Below are 19,707 nucleotides of genomic sequence, written 5' to 3'. Positions count from 1 at the left end.
GGCCAGATTATAGCCGGGAGCGGTACTGGCAAACGGTTAAAATATGGTAACAATTGCCACCGATTCGCCCTTGCCCGCCCCATTTTCACGTGTTTTTGGCGTGACACACGGTTTTTTGATTTGCCCCCGCTTGAAAATATCGCTATAATCGAAGGCTGTACAGAATTCTGTTACGCAGACACTAATGTTTGACAGGCACTGGTTTGGCACACATGGTTCGGCAGACGCACAGAACGCACCGGTTGGCAAACACTAATGTTTGCAAACGCACTTTGACCCTGTTTTAGGAAATTCCATGGCAAATACCGCACAAGCGCGCAAACGCGCTCGTCAAGCAGTTAAGCAAAACGCACACAATTCGTCCCAACGTTCGACCTTGCGCACGGCTATCAAAGCTGCTCGCAAAGCGATCCAGGGCGGCGACAAGGCAGCTGCTGCTGCAATCTTCCAAGCATCCGTGTCGACCATCGACCGTATCGCTGACAAGAAGATCATCCACAAAAACAAGGCAGCTCGCCATAAGAGCCGTCTGGCAGCTGCTTTGAAAGCACTGTCCGCTTAATATTCGCCAGCAGGCAAGCCACCACGGTGGCCTTGTCTGTGCCGGTACGCTGGCACTGGTTGAAAAGCAAAAACCCGCAGATTCGTTCTGGCGGGTTTTTTCGCGTTTTTATTCTGATTTTTAAGGCCGCATCCGCTAGCGGCCCGCCGCCATGGCCTAGCGCGCCGCCGGCAAGTTGCCGATGCTCATGCCCGGTTTGATGTTCTTTTGCTTGAACCAGCCCAGATGCATTTCCAGCGCATAGCGCACAGGCACGGTCTTCGTGGAGCAATGGCTGTCGAGCGTGTGCGGCTGCATGTCTTCGATGTTGACGATCTTGCCGCTGGCATCGATAAAGGCCACCGACAGAGGCAGCGGCGTGTTTTTCATCCACATGCATTGCGTGGACGGATTGCCAAAGACAAACAGCATGCCTGCATTGGCCGGCATCTTTTCACGGTACATCAAGCCCTGTTCGCGCTGCTCTTCCGTGGCGGCCACTTCCGCCTGGATCAAATGCATGCCGGCCGACAGTTGCAAGCTCTTTGTTTGCGCCTGGGCCATGCTGGCGCAAGACAGCAGGGCGATGGACAGGCTGAGACGGCAAAGGGAATTTTTCATGGGGCGGGACGGTGGCTGCGAAGCGGCGATTAAGCCACGCTGGCGGCCGGCTGGTCAAGCATGCTGCCCGGCCGCATCGAAAGCGTGGGGTTACAGCAACATGCTCGCCGTCGTCAGCCCGGGACTGCGCTTATTTCACGGGCTTGCCCGCTTCAGCGGCCGGCTGCTTCGTCTTGCGCGCCTGGGGAATCAGGCGCGGCGCATCGGTTGCGGCCGATGCGTTGACGGAGGCGGACGCCGGCGGCACGGGCTTGCTGGCGTCGGTGGCGGCCGAGGCGTGGCTGGCTGCCGATGCGGGTGGCGGCTTGACGGCATCGGTTGCGGCGGATGCGTGCACCTGGGCGCCCGACTGGGCCAGTGCGGCGCCGGCAAGCAGGGATGCGGCCAGGCTCGAAATTACTTTTTTCATCATCTTTCCTTTTCCGTCATGTGAAGGTCAGATGATTTTAATACATTATCTAAAAATAAATAGTTCTTGTTGGCAAAATTTAGCGCCGCAGCCGTCTTTTCCTGGCCTGTTCACATCTTTCCAATGTTCTCGGCCGGCACTTCGCACCATTCGCCGGGCATCAATGGATGGCTGGCCAGCGAGAACGGGCCGATGGCGCTGCGCACCAGGCGCAGGGTGGGCAGGCCGACGGCCGCCGTCATGCGCCGCACTTGCCGGTTTTTTCCTTCTTTCAAGGTGATCGCCAGCCACGAGGTCGGCTTGTCGGCGCGCGCGCGGATGGGCGGATTGCGGGGCCACAGCCAGTCAGGCTCGGCGATGCGCACGGCCTTGCACGGCTTGGTGATGAAGTCGCCCAGGTCCAGCGGCGCTTGCAGGCGCGCCAGGCTGGCCGCATCGGGCACGCCGTCGACCTGCACCAGGTAGGTTTTCGCTTCCTTGCGGTCCGGGTGGCTGATCTCGTGCTGCAGGCGGCCGTCGTCTGTCAGCAGCAGCAAGCCTTCGCTGTCGGCGTCGAGCCGGCCGGCCGGATAGATGCCGGGGATGGTGAGATGGTCGGCCAGGGTGGTGCGGCCATCCTGCGGCGAAAACTGGCACAGGACCTGGAATGGTTTATTGAAGAGAATGAGTGGCATGCTGGATAAATGGATGCAAACGATGGTGGCTGCTGGTCGGCGCCGCAAAAGCGTGGCGCCCTGTAAGATACTGGTGCATAATGTGAAACGTTAGTCTTATGTCTTATAGAAGACTATGGCGATGCGCTTCTTTGGCGATGCGGATGGCCCGGGTGTTCTTTCCCTGCTAAAGTGCGTTGTTGCCGCCCTGTTCGGACTTGTTTTTGTAAACTCTGCAACCGCAGAGCGCGTCGCCGGCCTGTGTTGCCCGCCAGCGGTGTGTCCCACTTCGGAGATCACGATGTATCAACATATCACTGTACCTGCTGACGGCCAAAAAATCACCGTCAACGCCGATTTTTCGCTGAATGTACCAGATAATCCCATCGTTCCCTTCATTGAAGGCGATGGCACGGGCATCGATATCAGCCCGGTCATGATCAAGGTGATCGACGCTGCCGTGGCCAAGGCCTACGGCGGCGCGCGCAAGATCATCTGGATGGAAATCTACGCAGGCGAAAAATCGACGAATGTGTACGGCCCCGATGTGTGGCTGCCGGAAGAAACACTGGAAGTACTCAAAGATTACGTGGTGTCCATCAAGGGCCCGCTGACGACGCCTGTCGGCGGCGGCATCCGTTCGCTGAACGTGGCCCTGCGCCAGCAGCTCGATCTGTACGTCTGCCTGCGCCCCGTGCGCTACTTCACGGGCGTGCCGTCGCCCGTGAAAGAGCCGGAAAAGACGGACATGGTGATTTTCCGCGAAAACTCGGAAGATATCTATGCCGGCATCGAATACCAGCAAGGCTCGCCCGAAGCCAAGAAATTGATGGATTTCCTCGTCAATGAAATGGGCGTGACGAAGATCCGCTTCCCGGCCACGTCGGGCCTGGGCATCAAGCCCGTGTCCATCGAAGGCACGGAGCGCCTCGTGCGCAAGGCCATCCAGTACGCGATCGACAATGACAAGCCATCCGTGACGATCGTGCACAAAGGTAATATCATGAAGTACACGGAAGGCGGCTTCCGCGACTGGGCATATGCGCTGGCGCAAAAGGAATTCGGCGCCGAGCTGATCGATGGCGGTCCATGGTGCAAGTTCAAGAATCCGAAGACGGGCCGCGACATCATCGTCAAGGATTCCATCGCTGACGCGTTCCTGCAACAGATTTTGCTGCGTCCGGCCGAATACAGCGTCATCGCCACCCTGAATCTGAACGGCGATTACATTTCCGACGCGCTGGCGGCACAAGTGGGCGGCATCGGCATCGCGCCGGGCGCCAACCTGTCCGACTCCGTCGCCATGTTCGAAGCGACGCACGGCACGGCGCCCAAGTACGCGGGCAAGGATTATGTGAATCCCGGTTCGCTGATCCTGTCGGCGGAAATGATGCTGCGCCATATGGGCTGGCTGGAAGCGGCCGATCTGGTCATTTCCTCGATGCAAAAATCGATCGCCTCGAAGCGCGTCACCTATGATTTCGCCCGCCTGATGGAAGGCGCGACGCAAGTGTCGTGCTCCGGTTTCGGCGAGGTGATGATCGAGCACATGTAATAGAGGGGTAGGGCGCCGTGCGCCCTGCGGACGAAAAAAAACCCCGTTCGAAAACGGGGTTTTTCACATCTGAGGGCCGGCGATGCTTAGGCTGCTTGGATGTTGGAAGCTTGCTTGCCTTTAGGGCCTTGCGTGACTTCGAATTGAACTTTTTGACCTTCTTTGAGGGTCTTGAAACCGTTCATGTTGATTGCGGAGAAATGAGCAAACAAATCTTCGCCGCCATCATCTGGAGTGATGAAGCCAAAACCTTTGGAATCATTGAACCACTTAACTGTACCTGTTGCCATAAAAAGAACTTTCAAAATTAAAACAAATCACACGAGCCATAAAAGCAAGAAGCTTCTTGCCCCCTCCTCGACGTCTCACTTCTTATCAAGCTGTACATTACTGCAACAGTCGATACAGCATTGTTGGCGGAATAAATAATGAAGTCAAGCGCTTTTCCATCGATATTGCCAAATTCTTCACGACAACCAAAAAAGCAACTCTTGATTTTGGCGGCAAGGTCGCCATCTGCGCACTATTAAGAAAACGCGTAAGATTGAAAACAATTGGAAAGGCGTAGATATTGCGCATGACAACCACTGTGAAAGCATTAGAATAAGCGTATGGCAACCAAGCACGACACAGAAACCCTGCTGGAGCGGCAAGTGCTGAAGCCGCCACCGCTCTACCAGGTGGCCTTGCTCAATGACGACTACACCCCGATGGAATTCGTGGTGGCCATCATTCAGGAGTATTTCAACAAGGACCGTGAAACGGCGACGCAAATCATGCTCAGTGTTCATCGCTACGGCAAAGGAGTGTGCGGCGTGTTCTCTAAAGATATAGCGTGTACCAAAGTGGAGTTCGTTTTAACGCATGCGCGCAAGGCGGGGCATCCCCTGCAGTGCGTGATGGAGGAAGTATGATTGCGCAGGAATTAGAAGTAAGTTTGCACATGGCGTTTGTCGAAGCTCGGCAGGCACGGCACGAATTCATCACGGTTGAGCATTTACTGCTGGCACTGCTGGACAATCCCTCCGCTGCCGAGGTGTTGCGTGCCTGCGCGGTCAATATTGAAGACCTGCGCAAGACCCTCACCAATTTCATCGGCGATAACACGCCGACCGTGCCTGGCACGGGCGAAGTCGACACCCAGCCGACGCTTGGTTTCCAGCGCGTGATCCAGCGCGCCATCATGCACGTCCAGTCCGCCTCGAACGGCAAGAAGGAAGTCACGGGCGCCAATGTGCTCGTGGCCATCTTCGGCGAAAAGGATTCGCATGCTGTTTACTACCTGCACCAGCAGGGCGTGACGCGCCTGGACGTGGTCAATTTCATCTCGCACGGCGTGCGCAAGGACCAGTCGACGGAAAGCGCGAAAGCTTCCGAAGGCGTGGAAGAAGCGCCCGTCGATGGCCAGCCGAAGGAAAGCCCGCTCGACCAGTTCACGCAAAACCTGAACAAGGCCGCTGCCGAAGGCAAGATCGATCCGCTGATCGGCCGCGAGGAAGAAGTCGACCGCGTGATCCAGATCCTGTGCCGCCGCCGCAAGAACAATCCGCTGCTCGTCGGCGAGGCGGGCGTGGGCAAGACGGCCATCGCCGAAGGGCTCGCTTACCGCATCACGCAAAGCGACGTGCCGGAAATCCTGCAGAATGCCGTCGTGTATTCGCTGGACATGGGTGCCTTGCTGGCCGGTACCAAATACCGCGGCGACTTCGAACAGCGCCTGAAAGCCGTGCTGAAACAGTTGAAGGACAATCCGAACGGGATCCTGTTCATCGACGAGATCCACACCATCATCGGTGCGGGCTCGGCGTCGGGCGGCACCCTCGATGCGTCCAACCTGCTGAAACCGGCACTGGCGAATGGCCAGCTGAAATGCATCGGCGCGACCACGTACACGGAATTCCGCGGCGTGTTCGAGAAAGACCATGCGCTCTCCCGCCGCTTCCAGAAAGTGGACGTCAACGAGCCGACCGTCGAGCAAACCGTGCAAATCTTGCGCGGCCTCAAATCGCGCTTCGAAGAGCACCATGGCGTGAAATACTCGGCCTCGGCCCTGTCGACGGCGGCCGAACTGGCGGCGCGCTTCATCAACGACCGCCATCTGCCCGACAAGGCGATCGACGTCATCGATGAAGCGGGCGCGGCGCAGCGCATCTTGCCGAAGTCGAAGCAAAAGAAAACCATCGGCAAGGCCGAGATCGAGGACATCATCGCCAAGATCGCGCGCATTCCGCCGCAAACGGTCAACCAGGACGACCGCAGCAAGCTGCAGACGATCGACCGCGACTTGCGCAATGTCGTGTTCGGGCAAGATCCCGCCATCGACGCGCTGGCTTCGGCCATCAAGATGGCCCGTGCAGGCCTGGGCAAGACGGACAAGCCGATCGGCTCCTTCCTGTTCTCCGGTCCGACCGGCGTCGGCAAGACCGAGGTGGCCAAGCAATTGGCGTTTATCCTCGGTATCGAGCTGATCCGTTTCGACATGTCGGAATACATGGAACGCCACGCCGTCAGCCGTTTGATCGGCGCGCCACCGGGCTATGTCGGTTTCGACCAGGGCGGCTTGCTGACGGAAGCGATCACCAAGAAGCCGCATGCAGTCTTGCTGCTCGATGAAATTGAAAAAGCCCATCCGGACATTTTCAATATCCTGCTGCAAGTCATGGATCACGGTACCTTGACGGACAACAATGGCCGCAAAGCCGATTTCCGTAACGTGATCATCATCATGACGACCAATGCGGGCGCGGAAAGCTTGCAAAAGACGTCGATCGGCTTCACCAACTCGAAGCAGGCTGGCGACGAGATGGCCGACATCAAGCGCATGTTTACGCCGGAGTTCCGCAACCGTATCGACGCGACCATCAGTTTCCGTGCGCTGGATCAGGAAATCATCCTGCGCGTGGTCGACAAGTTCCTCATGCAGCTGGAAGAGCAGTTGCACGAGAAAAAGGTCGAAGCCGTGTTTACCGAGAAGCTGCGTGCTTTCCTCGGCAAGAAAGGCTTCGATCCGCTGATGGGCGCGCGGCCGATGGCGCGCTTGATCCAGGACATGATCCGCAAGGCCCTGGCCGACGAGCTGTTGTTCGGCCGCCTGGTCACCGGTGGACGTGTCACGGTCGACCTCGACGACAAGGACCAGGTCTTGCTGGAATTCCCGGAACCGCCAGACGCGGCGCCGACGGCTGCACCGGAAACGGTGGAAGTGGAGTAATCGGCTCCTTCGCCAAGTGCGATCCAGAAACCCGCCCACGCAAGTGGCGCGGGTTTTTTTACGTCTTTGTGGGCAATAAAGAAGGTTTTCTTTGGTCGTAGTTATGCCAGAATTGCTGTCCGGTATCGACATGATGTCCGTGCCGCCTGACCGCTATCTGGATGCCCACATGAAAATTTCCCGCAATCTTGCCTTGCTCCTGTTGTCCGCCGGCCTGCTGGCTGACGCGGCTGCCGCCGCTCCTGCTGCCAGCTATTTCCGTTTTCCCGCCGTGCGCGGCGACACCGTCGTCTTCACGGCCGAAGGCGATTTGTGGAAAAGCAATCTGCGCGGTGGCGCGGCGCAGCGCCTGACCACGCATCCCGGCTATGAAACGAACGCGGCGATTTCGCGCGACGGCCAGTGGCTGGCGTTTTCCGCCGCCTATGAAGGGGCGCAGGAAGCGTATGTGATGCCGTTGGCAGGCGGCTTGCCGCGCCGCATTTCGTATGACAATGGCGGCGTGCTGGTGCTGGGCTGGACGGCGCAGGGCGAGGTGCTGGTCAGCACGCAAAATACGGATGGTCCCGCTTCGCGCCGCATCGTCGCCGCCATCGATCCCGTGAAACAGACGCGGCGCGTATTTCCCGTGGCCGACGCCAACGACGCCGTGCTCGACGACTCTGGCAAGACGCTGTTCTTCACGCGCTTCGGCCTGGCCATGACCAACGACAACGTGCGCAACTACCGGGGCGGCGCGCATGCCACGCTGTGGCGCTATGAGCTCGATGGCAAGGGCGAGGCCGTGCGCATGCATACGCAGCCTGCCGTGTCGGCTGGCAACAACAAGCGCCCCATGTGGTGGCAGGGCCGCGTCTATTACATCAGCGACGAGGGCGGCAGCGACAATCTGTGGAGCATGCTGCCCGACGGGGCCGACCGCCGCGCCTTGACGGCCCATACGCAGTGGGATGTGCGCAATGCCCAGCTGGGCGATGGCAAGATCGTGTATCAATTGGGCGCTGATTTGCACGTGCTGGACCTGGCGGCAGGGACGGACTCGCCGCCATTGCCGATCAGCCTCGTGTCCGACTTCGACCAGCAGCGCGCGCGCCAGATCCGTTCGCCGCTCGACACCCTCTCCAATGTGCAGCTCTCGGGCAAGGATGAGCGCATCATCCTGACGGCGCGCGGCAAGGTCAGCATCGCCGGCACGGGCAGCCTGCGCCGTGTCGACATCGCCATTCCCGACGGGGCAAGGGCGCGCGACGCCGTCTTTTCCAGCGACGAAAAATCCGTGTTCGCCATCGTCGACACGAGCGGAGAGAATGAAATCTGGAAATACGCCGCCGATGGCTCGGGCAAGGGCGAGCAGCTGACGACGCAGGGCGATAACCACCGCTGGAAACTGTACCCGTCGCCGGACGGGCGCTGGCTGGCCCACACGGACAAGAAGGGCCGTTTCTGGCTGCTGGACCTAACGACCAGGGGCAATCAGCTGATCGACGATGCGGGCAAGGCGGGCGTGGACAAGCATGACGAAGTGCAATGGTCGCCCGACAGCCGCAACCTGGCCATCGTGCGCGTGGCCAGCAACGAGCAGCGCGAGCAGATCGGCCTGTATAACCTCGCATCGAAACAGCTGCAGTTCGTCACCAGCGACCGCTACACGTCCGGTTCGCCCGTGTTTTCGCCCGACGGCAAGTGGTTGTACTTCCTGTCGGCGCGCAATTTCCAGCTGGCCAACGGCTCGCCATGGGGCGACCGCAACATGGGTCCCGTGTTCGACAAGCGCGTCGGCGTGTATGCGCTGGCGCTGCAGCCGGGCAACCGTTTCCCGTTCCAGCCCGACGATGAGCTGAGCCGTCCTGGCGTCAAGCCGGCCGAGACGGACGATGAAAAGGCGGCCGAACAGGCGGCGGAAAAGGCATTGGAAAAGGCCGGCGGCAAGTCGGCCGTGAAGAAAGCGCCGGCCGCCTTGCCGGCCATCGTCAGCCAGGGCCTGGCCGAGCGTTTGTATGAAGTGCCGCTGGCGGCGGGCAACTACAGCGCGCTGGCCGCCGACGACAAGCGCCTGTATTTCCTCGAGCGCGACAGCGGCGAGAACAAGTCCAGCCTGAAGACCTTAGCGATTGGCAATACCGGCTCCAAGCCGGAACTGCTTGTGGCCAATGTGCGCGAATTCGACCTGGCGCAAGATAAAAAGCATTTGTACTACAGGACGGCGGCAGCCACCGGCCCGGGCGAGATGCTGGTGATCGAGGCGGGCGCCAAGCTGCCGGCCGACCTGTCGAAAGCCAAGGTCAAGGTCGACGACTGGACGTTTGTGTCGAATCCGCGCCTGGAATGGAAGCAGATGTTCAACGATGCCTGGCGCCTGCACCGCGACTTCCTGTACGACGCGAAGATGCGGGGCGTGAACTGGAAGGCGGCGCGCGACAAATATGCGCCGCTGGTCGAGCGGGTCACGGACCGCGCCGAACTCAATGACGTGCTGGGCATGATGGTGGCCGAAGTGGGCGCCCTGCATTCGCAGATCCGTCCCGGCGAATTGCGCCGCACGGAGCAGGAAGGCACGCCGGCGGGCCTGGGCGCCGTGCTGGCGCGCACCAGCGAGGGCTACCGGGTCGAGCATGTCTACCGCAGCGAAGCGGAATTGCCGTCGGCGCGCGCACCGCTGTCGCGCCCCGACGTGGACGTGAAGGCGGGCGACGTGATCACGGCCGTCAACGGCAAGGACGTGCTGGCCGCGCGCGACATCAGCGATTTACTGTTGAACCAGGCCGACAAGCAGGTGCTGCTGCAAGTCAAACGGAGCAAGGGCGCGCCGCGCGCCGTCATCGTCACGCCCGTCAACATGGCGAAACAGACGGCGCTGCGCTATGGCGACTGGGAATTGAGCCGCGCCGAGCAGGTGGCGGCCGCCTCGCAGGGGCGCATCGGCTACCTGCACCTGCGCGCCATGGGCGCCAATGACATCGCTTCGTTCGCGCGCGATTTTTACGCGAATATCAACCGCGAAGGCTTGATCATCGACGTGCGGCGCAATAACGGCGGCAATATCGACAGCTGGATCATCGAAAAACTGCTGCGCAAGGCCTGGGCCTACTGGGCGCCGCCGGGTGTGCAGCCGTCGTCGAACATGCAGAACACCTTCCGCGGCCATTTGGTGGTGCTGGTCGATGAACTCACGTATTCCGATGGCGAGACTTTCGCCGCCGGCATCAAGGCATTGAAACTGGCGCCGCTGGTGGGCAAGCGCACGGCCGGCGCCGGCGTCTGGCTCAGCGACAATACGCGCCTGGCCGACAATGGCATGGCGCGTGTGGCGGAAAACGGCCAGTTCGGCATCGACGGCCAGTGGCTGATCGAAGGCGTGGGCGTGGTGCCGGACGTGGAGGTGGAAAACCCGCCGCATGCCACCTTCAATGGCGCCGACCGCCAGCTGGAAGTGGCGCTCGACATGCTGGCGAAAAAGCTCAAGGAGCAGCCGCGCCCCGCTTTCCAGGCGCAGCCGATCCCCGCGCTCAGGTAGTCCCGCTACAGGCCGCAGGCGGCCTTGAACTGCTGCGCGCGGCGGCGCGACACCTCGACCACGCTGCCGTCCAGCAGGTGCAGGGCTAGGCCATCGGCGGCGTTCGGCGCCAGCTGCGCCACCTGCGCCAGGTTGACGATCTGGCGCCGGTTGGCGCGCAGGAACAGGGCGGGATCGAGCTTTTCTTCCAGCTGGTTCAGGGTGCGCAGCATCAGCGGCCGCTGCGCGCCGAAATGCACGCGCGTGTAGTTGCCTTCCGATTCCAGCAGGCGGATATCGCCAAACGCGACGAACCAGCAGCGTTCCCCATCCTTGATGAATACCTTGCGCGGCGCAGGCGGCGGCACGGCTTGCACCCGCGCGCCGGCGCGCGCCAGCGCCGTGGCCAGGCGCGCCGCCTGCACGGGTTTTTGCAGGTAGTCGAGGGCGCTCACCTCGAACGCCTGCAGCGCGTACTGGTCGAAGGCCGTGCAAAAGATGACGTCGGGCGCCTCATCGAGCGCGGCCAGCAGGTCGAAACCGGAGCCGCCCGGCATCTGCACGTCGAGCAGCAGCAGGTCGGGGCGCAGCTTGCCGATCTGCGCGACGGCATCGGCCGCGCTGGCCGCCTCGCCGACGATCTCCACGGCGCCGTGCTGCACATGCGGCGCCAGCAGCCGGCGCAGCTCGGCGCGCGCCAGGCGCTCGTCATCGACCAGCATGACCTTGAGCGGCGCTCCATTCATGGCGGCTCCGGCAGGTCGATGGTGGCGTAGATCCAGCCCGCCTCTTGGCGCAAGGCCAGGCTGGCGCGCTCGCCGCAGGCCAGCTGCAAGCGCTGGCGCGCATTGCGCAAGCCGATGCCGGTGGAGCCGGACGCGCCGCGCAGTTGGCCCGTGTTGGCCACCTCGATCTGCAACGTACCCGTGCCAGCGCTGCGCTGCGCGGCAATGCGGATGTCGCCGCCATCGGCGCTCGCTTCGACGCCATATTTGACGGCGTTTTCCACCAGCGTTTGAACGGCCATGGGCGGCACGCGCACATGTTCCAGAGTGGGCGCGCTGATCTCGATCGCGAAGCTGACGCGCAGGCGTTCCTCGAAGCGTATCTGCTCGATGGCCAGGTAAGCGCGCACGGCGTCCAGTTCGGCCGCCAGCGGCACGGTGGCGTGCTGGCCCGACTGCAGCGCGTGGCGCATCAGGCCCGCCAGCTGGTCGATCATGTGCGCGGCCGCGTCGCGGTCTTCGAAGATCAGCGCGCGCACGCTATTGAGGCTGTTGAAGAAGAAATGCGGATTGACTTGCGCCTGAAGGGCGCGCAGTTCCGCTTCCCGCCCATGCAGCTGCAGGCGCAGGGTTTCCGCTTCCAGGTGGGCGGCGCGCCGCAGCGACAGCGCGGTAAAGTAAAACACCGTCCAGGTCAAAAATACCCCGAACCAGAACAGCAGCGCACCGGGCAGCCAGGCCAGGCCGCGCAGGACATCGGGCGGATACATGACGTGGAAGGCGGCCGTCACGCTGGCCGTCTGGATGGCGGCCAACAGCAATAATGATGGCAGCACGCGTGTCCAGCGCATGCCGCTCGCCACCCAGCCGCGCCGGAGCAGGACGCCATGCCACAGGTGCGACAGCAGCAGCCCGCCCAGCGAACCCCAGCAGGCAATCGTCACGACGATACGCAGCTGCGAGGCGCCGCCATACACGCTGTTGAACAGGGCGAGCGCACCCCAGCCGGCCAGCTGGAAGGTCCAGTACCAGTTGATCCTGGCCAGCAGCGGCGGCCGGTGCAAGGGTGCGTTCACCGCCTAGTCCAGGAACTGTTCGATGCGCGCAACCATCCAGTCCGGCTGGTCGTACATGATGAAGTGGCGCGCCGTGTCGGCCAGCGCGATCTGCACGCCGGGCAGTTGTGCATACTGCCGCTGGAAGGTCGCTTCGATGGCGGCGCGCGGCGCGTAGTCCTTGTAGGCGATCCAGGTGCCCAGCACCAGGGTCGGCGATTTTATTTTCGCCACGTCCTGGCGCAGGTCGCTGGCCATCAGGGTGCCCATGGCCTTGATCACCGTCTCGCGGTCCGAGCGCTGGCCCCAGCCGATGATGCGCTCCACGTCGGCCGGCGCGCTGGCCATGCTGGTCACGGCGCGGCGCTGGCTGGCGGCGTAGGTGGCGCCATCCTGCGCGCGCATGGCCGATTGCATCTGCGTCGCCATGGCTTGCAGCTGCGGCGGCGTGATGGAGGGCAGCTGCGTCGCGCCCAGCGCCGGCAGCGAGTCGACGATCACCAGCTTGCCCGTTTGCGCCGGATGGTCGATGGCCATTTTCAGGGCCAGGAAGCCGCCCAGGCTATGCCCGATGATGGCCGGCTGGCCCAGTTTTTTCGCCACGATGTAGTCGGCCAGCTGGTGTTCCGCCTGCGCCAGCAGGTCGCCTTCGATGGGCGCCACGCCGGCAAAGCCGGCCAGGGTCAGTACATGGCATTGGCGCTTGGCTTGCGGACCGCACAGGCGGGCCACCGTGCCTTGCCAGACTTCGCCCGATGACGCCAGGCCGGGAATCAGGATCAGCGGGCGGCCCTGGCCCGTGACCTCGGCCGTGAAGGCTGTGGGCGCGGCGGCCTGGCCGGCCCCCGCCAGCAGCACGCTGGCGAGCAGGATACAAGTGTGCAGTGTTCGTTTCATTGGGTACTCCTCCTTGACGACCATGCTAGCGGCGCCGGCGTGCGGCCGCCAGCGCCGCGGGATGAGCGGCGGCAGGGCGGGATGAGTGGTTCATATCCACACATCCTGGTCCTGGCAATGGTCGGGGAGGTAGGTCAGGTATTGCACCATGCGCGGCGCCGGGCCGCGGTTGGGCGTGGCGCAATGGGGCAGGGCCTGGTGCCAGATGATGAAATCGCCGGCCATGCCGTCGACGGGCACGGGCCGCAAGTTGTCGACGGCCCATTCGCGCGGCTGGCGGCCCGGCGGCACTTGCCGCAGCCAGTCGGCCATGTGGTGCTGGAAGCCGGGCACGCAGTGAAAGGCGCCATGCTGCGCGGGACAGTCGCTCAGGTACAGCATGCCTTGCAGCTTGAAGGGTACCGGCTGTTGTAGGCTGACGTCCCAGTGCAGGGCGCTGCCCAGGAAACGGTGCTGCGGCGTTTCCGGCGGATTGAAACTGACCTTGTCGATGCTGGCGTAGATGCCGGTGCTGGTACCGGCGCTGGTGTCATATAGCTGCTGGCAGGCGTGGCGGATGTGCGTGCTGTGGCGGTTTTCCTCGAGGGCCCGATGGTCGGAAAACTGCAGCATCAGGCCCCGCTTGCCCGGGTGCGGCTGGTACCACGATGCCGGATCATCGGGGCTGGCGACCAGGTATTCCCAGATGGCCGCCCGGGCAGCTGCGCACTGCGCGCGCGGCACGGCGCCGCGCAGCACGAGATAGCCGTGCTCCTCGAAATGGCGCAGCTCGGCGGCGGACAGCACGTCCTGGTGAGGGCTGGCGGCGTGCGCAGGACGCACGCGCGTGCGACCAGCCAGCCACGCCTGAAAGGCTTCCATGGTAGGGCGTTGCTGCAACAGGAACTGCATGGCGTCTTCCATCGAAATGCCGCGCGCGTACAGCGCCTTGATGTCGCGGTGGTCGCGCGCCAGCCCCTGGTTGCCGCTCGCGCCACCATGTCCCGTGCAGCGTTGCCATAACTCGTGCAAGTGGGGCCAGTCGTCCATGGTGAGTAGGGAATGGTTGAAAAATCAGCCGGCGCGCAGGCGGCGCCACAGCGTGGTGCGGCTGATGCCGAGGTAGTGGGCGGTGGCGTCGCGGCGCCCGCCGAAGCGCGCCAGCACGGCGCTGGCGCTTTCGACTTCCAGGCGCGGTGCGGTGGCGGCAGGCTGCGGCGGCAGCGCCGGCGTGCCGGCAGCGTTGGCCAGTTCCGGCGCCACGCCCAGCACGAAGGCGGGCGTCAGCGCCTGCAGCGGTTCGGCGGCCAGGAACAGGGCCAGGCGCTCGGCCAGGTTGCGCAGTTCGCGCACGTTGCCGGGCCAGCCGTAGCGGCGCAGCAGCGGCGCGCAAGCCTGGATTTCCGCGTGCAGGTTGGGGTGCGGACGCGCGCCCAGCGCGGCCAGCGCATTTTTCAGCGACCATTCGGCCAGGCCGGGAATATCGCTGGCGCGTTCGCGCAAGGCGGGCAAATGCAGGCGCAGCACGGCCAGGCGGTAGAACAGGTCGGCGCGGAAGCGTCCTTCGCGGATGCGCTGCTCCAGGTCGCAGTGTGTGGCGCTGATGATGCGCACATTGATGGCGATGGGCCGCGTGCCGCCCACGCGTACCACTTCGCGCTCTTCCAGCACGCGCAGCAGGCGCGTTTGCAGGGCCAGCGGCATTTCGCCGATTTCGTCGAGGAACAGGGTGCCGTGGTTGGCCGCTTCGAACAGGCCCGCATGGCCGCCACGGCGCGCGCCCGTGAAGGCCCCGTCCTCGTGGCCGAACAGCTCCGACTCGAGCAGGGACTCGGCGATGGCGCCGCAATTGATGGCGATGAAGGGCCGGTTCGCGCCCAGGCTGCGCGGACTTTCGCGGTGAATGGCCTGAGCCACCAGTTCCTTGCCGCTGCCCGTCTCGCCCTGGATCAGCACCGTCGCCGGCGAGCGCGCATACAGCACCACCGACTGGCGCAGCGCTTCCATCGCTTCCGATTCGCCGCGCAGATCGTGCAGGCCGTGCCGTGCGCGCAGGGTGTCGGCCACCACCGCGCGGCGGCCCCGCGTCGATTCGATCTGCGTCAGGCGCGCCAGCTCCAGCGCATCGTCGAAGGCGCGCCGGATGGCCGTGGCCGAATACACGAAGACGGCGGCCAGCCCGGCCTCTTCGGCCAGGTCGGTGACGAGGCCCGCGCCGACGACGGCTTTCACGCCGGCCGCCTTCAGTTCATTGATCTGCGCGCGCGCGTCTTCCTCGGTGGCGTAGGTGCGCTGCGCGATCTGGAAGCCGAAGGTGGCGGCGAATTCGGCCAGTTCCGGCATCGGGTCCTGGTAGGTGACGACGCCGATGTGCGGCGAGATGCGCCGCGCGCGCGCCAGCGCCTGCATCACGTCGTAGCCGCTGGCCTTGGCGATGATGACGGGTACCGACAGCCGGCCTTTCAGGTAGGCGCCGTTCGAGCCGGCGGCGATGACGGCGTCGCAGCGCTCCGTGGCCATGCGTTCGCGGATATGGCGCACGGCGTCGTCGAAGCCCAGGTTGATCGGTTCGATCGTCGCCAGGTCATCGTACTCGAGCGTGATGTCGCGGAACAGGTCGAACAGCCGCGAGACGGAGACGGTCCAGATGACGGGTTTGTCGCGGTGGTCAAGCGGAGGTTGGGGAGGGCGGCGCATACTTTATTCTAAACGATTTGTTTCATTTTCTTGCCATGCAACGGGGTTGCAACGAACGTGTTGCAAGTGGTCTGTGGCGTTTCAGATATTGCCAATGAGGAATATGAAAAAACCCCGGGAAACTGGTTTATGATCTGACAGCACCATGATGCTTGGAGGAGTATTTGCCCAGGCACATGTTTATCTTGTCCTTAACCGTCACATGGTGTCCATGAACCGCGTACCGACCAGTCCCGATTTCATCGCCGATGCCTTGCAGTTGATCGCCTTGCCGGCCTGCGCCTGCGATGCCTGCGGCATGGTGGTGGCGGCGAATGGCGCGTTGCAATCCTTGCTGGGCACGGATATAGCGGGCCGGCTGCTGGCCGACTGTTTTACGGACGCCTACCGCGCGTCGAGCACGAGCATGCTGCGCGGCGCGCTCGGTGCGGCCGGGCGCGAGCGGCAGTGGGACAGCAGTCTGCAAGGGGTATCTGGCGCCATCGCCGTGCAGGTCTGGTCGAGGCCGCTGCTGGTGGACGACGGCTTGCCGGGCGCGACCCTCGTGTTTGCCGACATCCGCGTGCAGCAGCGCGACCAGCAAGCCTTGCGCAAGTCCATGCTCGAGCAGCAGGCCATCCTGGAAAGCGCGGCCGTCGGCATCATCTTTTCCAAGGGCGGCTTCATCGAGGAGTGCAATATCCGCGCCGCCGAGATGCTCGGCTATGCGCGCCACCAGCTGACGGGCATGCCGGGCGCGGTGCTGTACCGCTCCGCCGAGCATTGCCGCGCCCTGGGACTGGAAGCGGCGCCGCTGCTCTCGAAGGGCAAGCCATACCGCACGGAGCTGGAATTGCGGCGCCAGGACGGCAGCTTGTTCTGGAGCCGTTTGCACGGGCGCGCCGTCGATCCCCTCAATACGCATGACGGCACGGTCTGGATCATCGAAGATATCAGCGACCACCGGCGCGATGAGGACCAGTTGCGCCGCGCCATGCTGGAAATGCAGGCCGTGATGGACAACGCGCCGCTGGCCATCGGCTTCCAGCGCGACAAGGGCGTGCTGCGCTACAACCGGCGCTTCGCCGAATGCTTCGGCTTCGATGGCGACAGCGGCGTAGGCCTGGCCGTCGCCGACCTGTATCCGTCGCGCGCGGCGTACGAGAGCGTCGTGCGGCAGGCCGCTCCCTTGCTGCGGCGCGGCCTGCCGTTCCAGGGCGAGATGGAAATGCGCCGCCGCGACGGTTCGACCTTTTGGGCGCTGGCCTACGGCTATGTGCTGAATCCGGAAAACCAGTCCGACCGCGCGCTGCGCGACACGATCTGGCTGTTCGACGACCGCAGCGCGCAGAAGGCGGCCGAGGAGGCGACGCGCCAGCTGATGCTCGAGCAGCAGGCCATCCTCGACAATGCCTCCGTCGGCATCCTGTTTTCGCGTTCGCGCCTGATCCTGCGCTGCAATCCCCGCTTCGCCGAAATGTTCGGCTACACGCAGGACGAGATGATCGGCCTGCCCGCCGCCGAGCTGTTTCCCTCGCCCGCCGCCTACGAGGCATTCGGCGTGCAAGCCACTCCGCTGCTGGGACAGGGCTTGCCTTACGAGCAGGACGAATCGCTGTTCCGCCGCCGCGACGGCAGCCTGTTCTGGTGCCGCATCCGCGCCAAGGCCGTCGATCAGACGCACAGCGAGCAGGGCGCCATCTGGATCCTCGAAGACATCACGGCCAGCCGCCAGGCGCAGATGGAAGTGGCGGCCATCATGACGAATGCCTCGGTCAGCATCCTGTACACGAAGAACCGCCAGATCACGCGCTACAACCTGGGCTTTGCCGCGATGTTCGGCTACAGCGGCGACGAGGCGCTGGGCCTGCCCGGGCGCGCGCTGTACGTGTCGCAGCAGTCCTACGATTTGCTGGGCGCGGCCGCGTTTCCCTTCCTGTCCGTCGGCAAGCCGTTCCAGACGGAAGTGGAGATGATGCGCCGCGACGGCAGCACGCTGTGGGCGCAGCTGATCGCCTATGTCGTCAACCCGGACGACCCGGCCGCCGGCACCATCTGGATCATCGAGGACCGCACGGAAGCCAAGCGCGCCGAAGAATCCCTGCGCAACGCGCTGCTGGAAAACCAGGCCATCCTCGACAGCGCCGTGCTGGGCATCTCGGTGATAGAGGGCGGCTACAATTTGCGCGCCAACAGCAAGATGGAAGAGCTGTTCGGCTATGGGCCTGGCGAGATCAACGGCCTGTCGGTGCGGGCCTTGTATCCGGACGTGGCCGCGTGGAAGGTGGCGCGCGGCGAGACGGCGCGCGATTTCGAGGCGGGCAGGGTACACATGTCGGAATACCAGCTGGTGCGCAAGGATGGCAGCCGCTTCTGGGCGCGCCTGTCCGGCCGGCCGTTCGACCTGGCGCATGCGCATGGCCGTTCCGTGTGGCTGGTCGACGACGTGACGGCGCGCCGCGAGGCGGCCGAGGCGGTGCGCCGCGCGCGCGACGAACTGGAATTGCGCGTGCAGGAACGCACGGCCGAACTGGCCGGCGCCAACTTGCTGCTGCAGGGCGAGATCGCCGAGCGGCGCCAGGCCGAGGCGCGCGTGCACCACATGGCTTACCACGACAACCTGACGGGCTTGCCGAACCGCGCGCTGCTGTCGGACCGGCTGGAACGGGCCATGCTGGCCTCGCAGCGCTCGGGGCGCAAGCTGGCCGTGATGTTCATCGACCTCGACCGCTTCAAGACGATCAACGATTCGCTCGGCCACATGACGGGCGATTTGCTGCTCAAGGAAGTGGCCGCCCGGCTGTGCGGCGCCGTGCGCGCCAGCGACACGGTGGCGCGCCTGGGCGGCGATGAATTCGTCGTGCTGGTGCCGGGTATCCGCGGTGGCGACGAAGCGGCGCGCGTGGCCGAGAAAATCATCGAGGCGCTCACGCCCGCCTTTCCGCTCGACGGCCATGTATTGCACGTGACGCCATCGATCGGCATCTGCGTGTATCCGGACGATGGCGGCGACGTCGACGCCCTGATGCGCCATGCCGATGCGGCCATGTACCACGCCAAGGGCAATGGCCGCAACAACTACCAGTTCTTCACGCAGACGATGAACCAGGCGGCGGCCCTGCATTTTGATCTGGAAAGCAGCTTGCGCACGGCGCTGGCGCTGCAGCAGTTCGAGCTGGTTTATCAGCCCGTCATCGATATCGCCACGCGCCGCCTGCACGGGATGGAAGTGCTGCTGCGCTGGCGCCGTCCCGGCCACGGCCTGGTGCTGCCCGACCGCTTCATTCCCATCATGGAGGAAAACGGCTTGATCGTGCCGGTGGGCGAGTGGGTGATGCGCCAGGCCTGCGAGCAAAGCATGGCCTGGCAGCGCCAGGGCTTGCAGCCCGTGCCGCTGGCGGTGAATCTGTCGCCGCGCCAGTTCATGCACAAGGGCCTGGTGGCGGCGATTGGCGCCGTGGTGCGGGAAACGGGCATCGATCCGTCGCTGCTGGAATTCGAGATCACCGAGACGGCGCTGATGCAGCACGGCGAGCATACGCTGGAGATTTTGCGGCAGATCAATGGCATGGGCCTGCGCCTGTCGATCGACGATTTCGGCACAGGTTATTCCAGCCTCGCTTACCTGAAGCGCTTCCCCGTGAAGAAGGTCAAGATCGACCGCGCCTTCATCAAGGACCTCGAGCACAGCGCGGAAGACCGCGCCATCGTGGCGGCCATCATCGCGCTGGCCGACAGCCTGCAATTGTCGGCCGTGGCCGAAGGCGTGGAAACGGAAGAACAGTTCGCGCTGCTGCAGGCGAACGGCTGCCGCTATGCGCAGGGCTATCTGTTTTCCGCGCCGATTCCAGCTGCGAATGCGCAATCGCTGCTGGAACGCTTGCCTGCTTAG

The 19,707-nt window shown here is 63.6% G+C and carries 15 protein-coding genes; 6 read left to right on the top strand and 9 right to left on the bottom strand.

The window, feature by feature from the left end; all coding sequences use genetic code 11:
* The first annotated feature begins 295 nt into the window (after nt 1-295).
* Nucleotides 296-562 carry a 30S ribosomal protein S20 gene (gene rpsT, locus KO538_RS17650; RefSeq protein ID WP_010395935.1) on the top strand — a complete coding sequence of 89 codons (267 nt, stop codon included), beginning with the start codon at nt 296-298 and terminating at the stop codon, nt 560-562.
* 156 nt (nt 563-718) lie between these two features.
* Here the strand turns inward: rpsT and KO538_RS17645 are convergent, their stop codons facing one another.
* The 3 genes from KO538_RS17645 to KO538_RS17635 form a co-directional block, all read right to left on the bottom strand.
* A complete protein-coding gene (locus KO538_RS17645) occupies nt 719-1,162 on the bottom strand; it encodes a DUF192 domain-containing protein (protein WP_070303848.1) in 444 nt (147 codons plus the stop codon).
* A gap of 130 nt (nt 1,163-1,292) precedes the next feature.
* Nucleotides 1,293-1,571 carry a hypothetical protein gene (locus KO538_RS17640; RefSeq protein WP_219329159.1) on the bottom strand — a complete coding sequence of 93 codons (279 nt, stop codon included), beginning with the start codon at nt 1,569-1,571 and terminating at the stop codon, nt 1,293-1,295.
* A 110-nt stretch (nt 1,572-1,681) separates the two neighbouring features.
* Nucleotides 1,682-2,245 carry a pseudouridine synthase gene (locus KO538_RS17635; protein WP_219329158.1) on the bottom strand — a complete coding sequence of 188 codons (564 nt, stop codon included), beginning with the start codon at nt 2,243-2,245 and terminating at the stop codon, nt 1,682-1,684.
* 280 nt (nt 2,246-2,525) lie between these two features.
* On the opposite strand from KO538_RS17635, the gene icd reads away from it, so the two are divergent.
* The gene (gene icd, locus KO538_RS17630; protein WP_219329157.1) at nt 2,526-3,779 is read left to right on the top strand and encodes an NADP-dependent isocitrate dehydrogenase; all 1,254 of its coding nucleotides are present in this window, start codon (nt 2,526-2,528) and stop codon (nt 3,777-3,779) included.
* A gap of 86 nt (nt 3,780-3,865) precedes the next feature.
* On the opposite strand, the gene KO538_RS17625 is transcribed toward icd, so the two are convergent.
* A complete protein-coding gene (locus KO538_RS17625) occupies nt 3,866-4,069 on the bottom strand; it encodes a cold-shock protein (protein ID WP_010395943.1) in 204 nt (67 codons plus the stop codon).
* A gap of 321 nt (nt 4,070-4,390) precedes the next feature.
* On the opposite strand from KO538_RS17625, the gene clpS reads away from it, so the two are divergent.
* From clpS to KO538_RS17610, 3 genes are all read left to right on the top strand, one after another.
* A complete protein-coding gene (clpS, locus tag KO538_RS17620) occupies nt 4,391-4,693 on the top strand; it encodes an ATP-dependent Clp protease adapter ClpS (protein ID WP_034751577.1) in 303 nt (100 codons plus the stop codon).
* Nucleotides 4,690-6,990, top strand: a complete 2,301-nt coding sequence (gene clpA, locus KO538_RS17615; RefSeq protein WP_034751575.1) for an ATP-dependent Clp protease ATP-binding subunit ClpA — start codon at nt 4,690-4,692, stop codon at nt 6,988-6,990. Before clpS ends, clpA begins: the two co-directional genes overlap by 4 nt.
* Before the next feature lie 103 nt (nt 6,991-7,093).
* The gene (locus KO538_RS17610) at nt 7,094-10,504 is read left to right on the top strand and encodes a S41 family peptidase (protein WP_257620431.1); all 3,411 of its coding nucleotides are present in this window, start codon (nt 7,094-7,096) and stop codon (nt 10,502-10,504) included.
* Nucleotides 10,505-10,509: 5 nt separating this feature from the next.
* Here the strand turns inward: KO538_RS17610 and KO538_RS17605 are convergent, their stop codons facing one another.
* The 5 genes from KO538_RS17605 to prpR all read right to left on the bottom strand — a co-directional run bounded on the left by KO538_RS17605 (nt 10,510) and on the right by prpR (nt 15,836).
* Complete coding sequence (locus KO538_RS17605) at nt 10,510-11,229, bottom strand: LytTR family DNA-binding domain-containing protein (protein ID WP_219329156.1); 720 nt, start codon at nt 11,227-11,229, stop codon at nt 10,510-10,512.
* Complete coding sequence (locus KO538_RS17600; protein WP_374106860.1) at nt 11,226-12,284, bottom strand: sensor histidine kinase; 1,059 nt, start codon at nt 12,282-12,284, stop codon at nt 11,226-11,228. The genes KO538_RS17605 and KO538_RS17600 overlap by 4 nt, the downstream gene beginning before the upstream one ends.
* A gap of 3 nt (nt 12,285-12,287) precedes the next feature.
* Nucleotides 12,288-13,160: an alpha/beta fold hydrolase gene (locus KO538_RS17595; RefSeq protein WP_219329155.1), complete on the bottom strand. Its 873-nt coding sequence runs from the start codon at nt 13,158-13,160 to the stop codon at nt 12,288-12,290.
* A 90-nt stretch (nt 13,161-13,250) separates the two neighbouring features.
* Entirely contained in the window at nt 13,251-14,189 is a 939-nt protein-coding gene (locus KO538_RS17590; protein ID WP_219329154.1) for a phytanoyl-CoA dioxygenase family protein, read from the bottom strand.
* Nucleotides 14,190-14,213: 24 nt separating this feature from the next.
* Nucleotides 14,214-15,836: a propionate catabolism operon regulatory protein PrpR gene (prpR, locus tag KO538_RS17585; protein WP_219329153.1), complete on the bottom strand. Its 1,623-nt coding sequence runs from the start codon at nt 15,834-15,836 to the stop codon at nt 14,214-14,216.
* A gap of 211 nt (nt 15,837-16,047) precedes the next feature.
* Between prpR and KO538_RS17580 the strand changes: the two genes are divergently transcribed.
* Nucleotides 16,048-19,707, top strand: coding sequence for a bifunctional diguanylate cyclase/phosphodiesterase (locus KO538_RS17580; RefSeq protein ID WP_219329152.1), 3,660 nt, complete (start codon nt 16,048-16,050; stop codon nt 19,705-19,707).

Source organism: Janthinobacterium sp. NKUCC08_JDC (assembly GCF_019345575.1).
Taxonomy (GTDB): Bacteria; Pseudomonadota; Gammaproteobacteria; order Burkholderiales; family Burkholderiaceae_D; genus Janthinobacterium; species Janthinobacterium aestuarii.
The sequence above is the reverse complement of the archived record's forward strand: the minus strand, read 5'-3'. Positions and strand labels throughout refer to the sequence as shown.

Coding starts and splice junctions, on each gene's coding strand:
- prpR (WP_219329153.1), bottom strand. CDS start 15,836: ATGCGCCGCCCTCCCCAACCTCCGCTTGACCACCGCGACAAACCCGTC.
- KO538_RS17645 (WP_070303848.1), bottom strand. CDS start 1,162: ATGAAAAATTCCCTTTGCCGTCTCAGCCTGTCCATCGCCCTGCTGTCT.
- KO538_RS17610 (WP_257620431.1), top strand. CDS start 7,094: ATGCCAGAATTGCTGTCCGGTATCGACATGATGTCCGTGCCGCCTGAC.
- KO538_RS17635 (WP_219329158.1), bottom strand. CDS start 2,245: ATGCCACTCATTCTCTTCAATAAACCATTCCAGGTCCTGTGCCAGTTT.
- KO538_RS17590 (WP_219329154.1), bottom strand. CDS start 14,189: ATGGACGACTGGCCCCACTTGCACGAGTTATGGCAACGCTGCACGGGA.
- clpS (WP_034751577.1), top strand. CDS start 4,391: ATGGCAACCAAGCACGACACAGAAACCCTGCTGGAGCGGCAAGTGCTG.
- KO538_RS17640 (WP_219329159.1), bottom strand. CDS start 1,571: ATGAAAAAAGTAATTTCGAGCCTGGCCGCATCCCTGCTTGCCGGCGCC.
- icd (WP_219329157.1), top strand. CDS start 2,526: ATGTATCAACATATCACTGTACCTGCTGACGGCCAAAAAATCACCGTC.
- KO538_RS17625 (WP_010395943.1), bottom strand. CDS start 4,069: ATGGCAACAGGTACAGTTAAGTGGTTCAATGATTCCAAAGGTTTTGGC.
- KO538_RS17605 (WP_219329156.1), bottom strand. CDS start 11,229: ATGAATGGAGCGCCGCTCAAGGTCATGCTGGTCGATGACGAGCGCCTG.
- clpA (WP_034751575.1), top strand. CDS start 4,690: ATGATTGCGCAGGAATTAGAAGTAAGTTTGCACATGGCGTTTGTCGAA.
- rpsT (WP_010395935.1), top strand. CDS start 296: ATGGCAAATACCGCACAAGCGCGCAAACGCGCTCGTCAAGCAGTTAAG.
- KO538_RS17580 (WP_219329152.1), top strand. CDS start 16,048: ATGAACCGCGTACCGACCAGTCCCGATTTCATCGCCGATGCCTTGCAG.
- KO538_RS17595 (WP_219329155.1), bottom strand. CDS start 13,160: ATGAAACGAACACTGCACACTTGTATCCTGCTCGCCAGCGTGCTGCTG.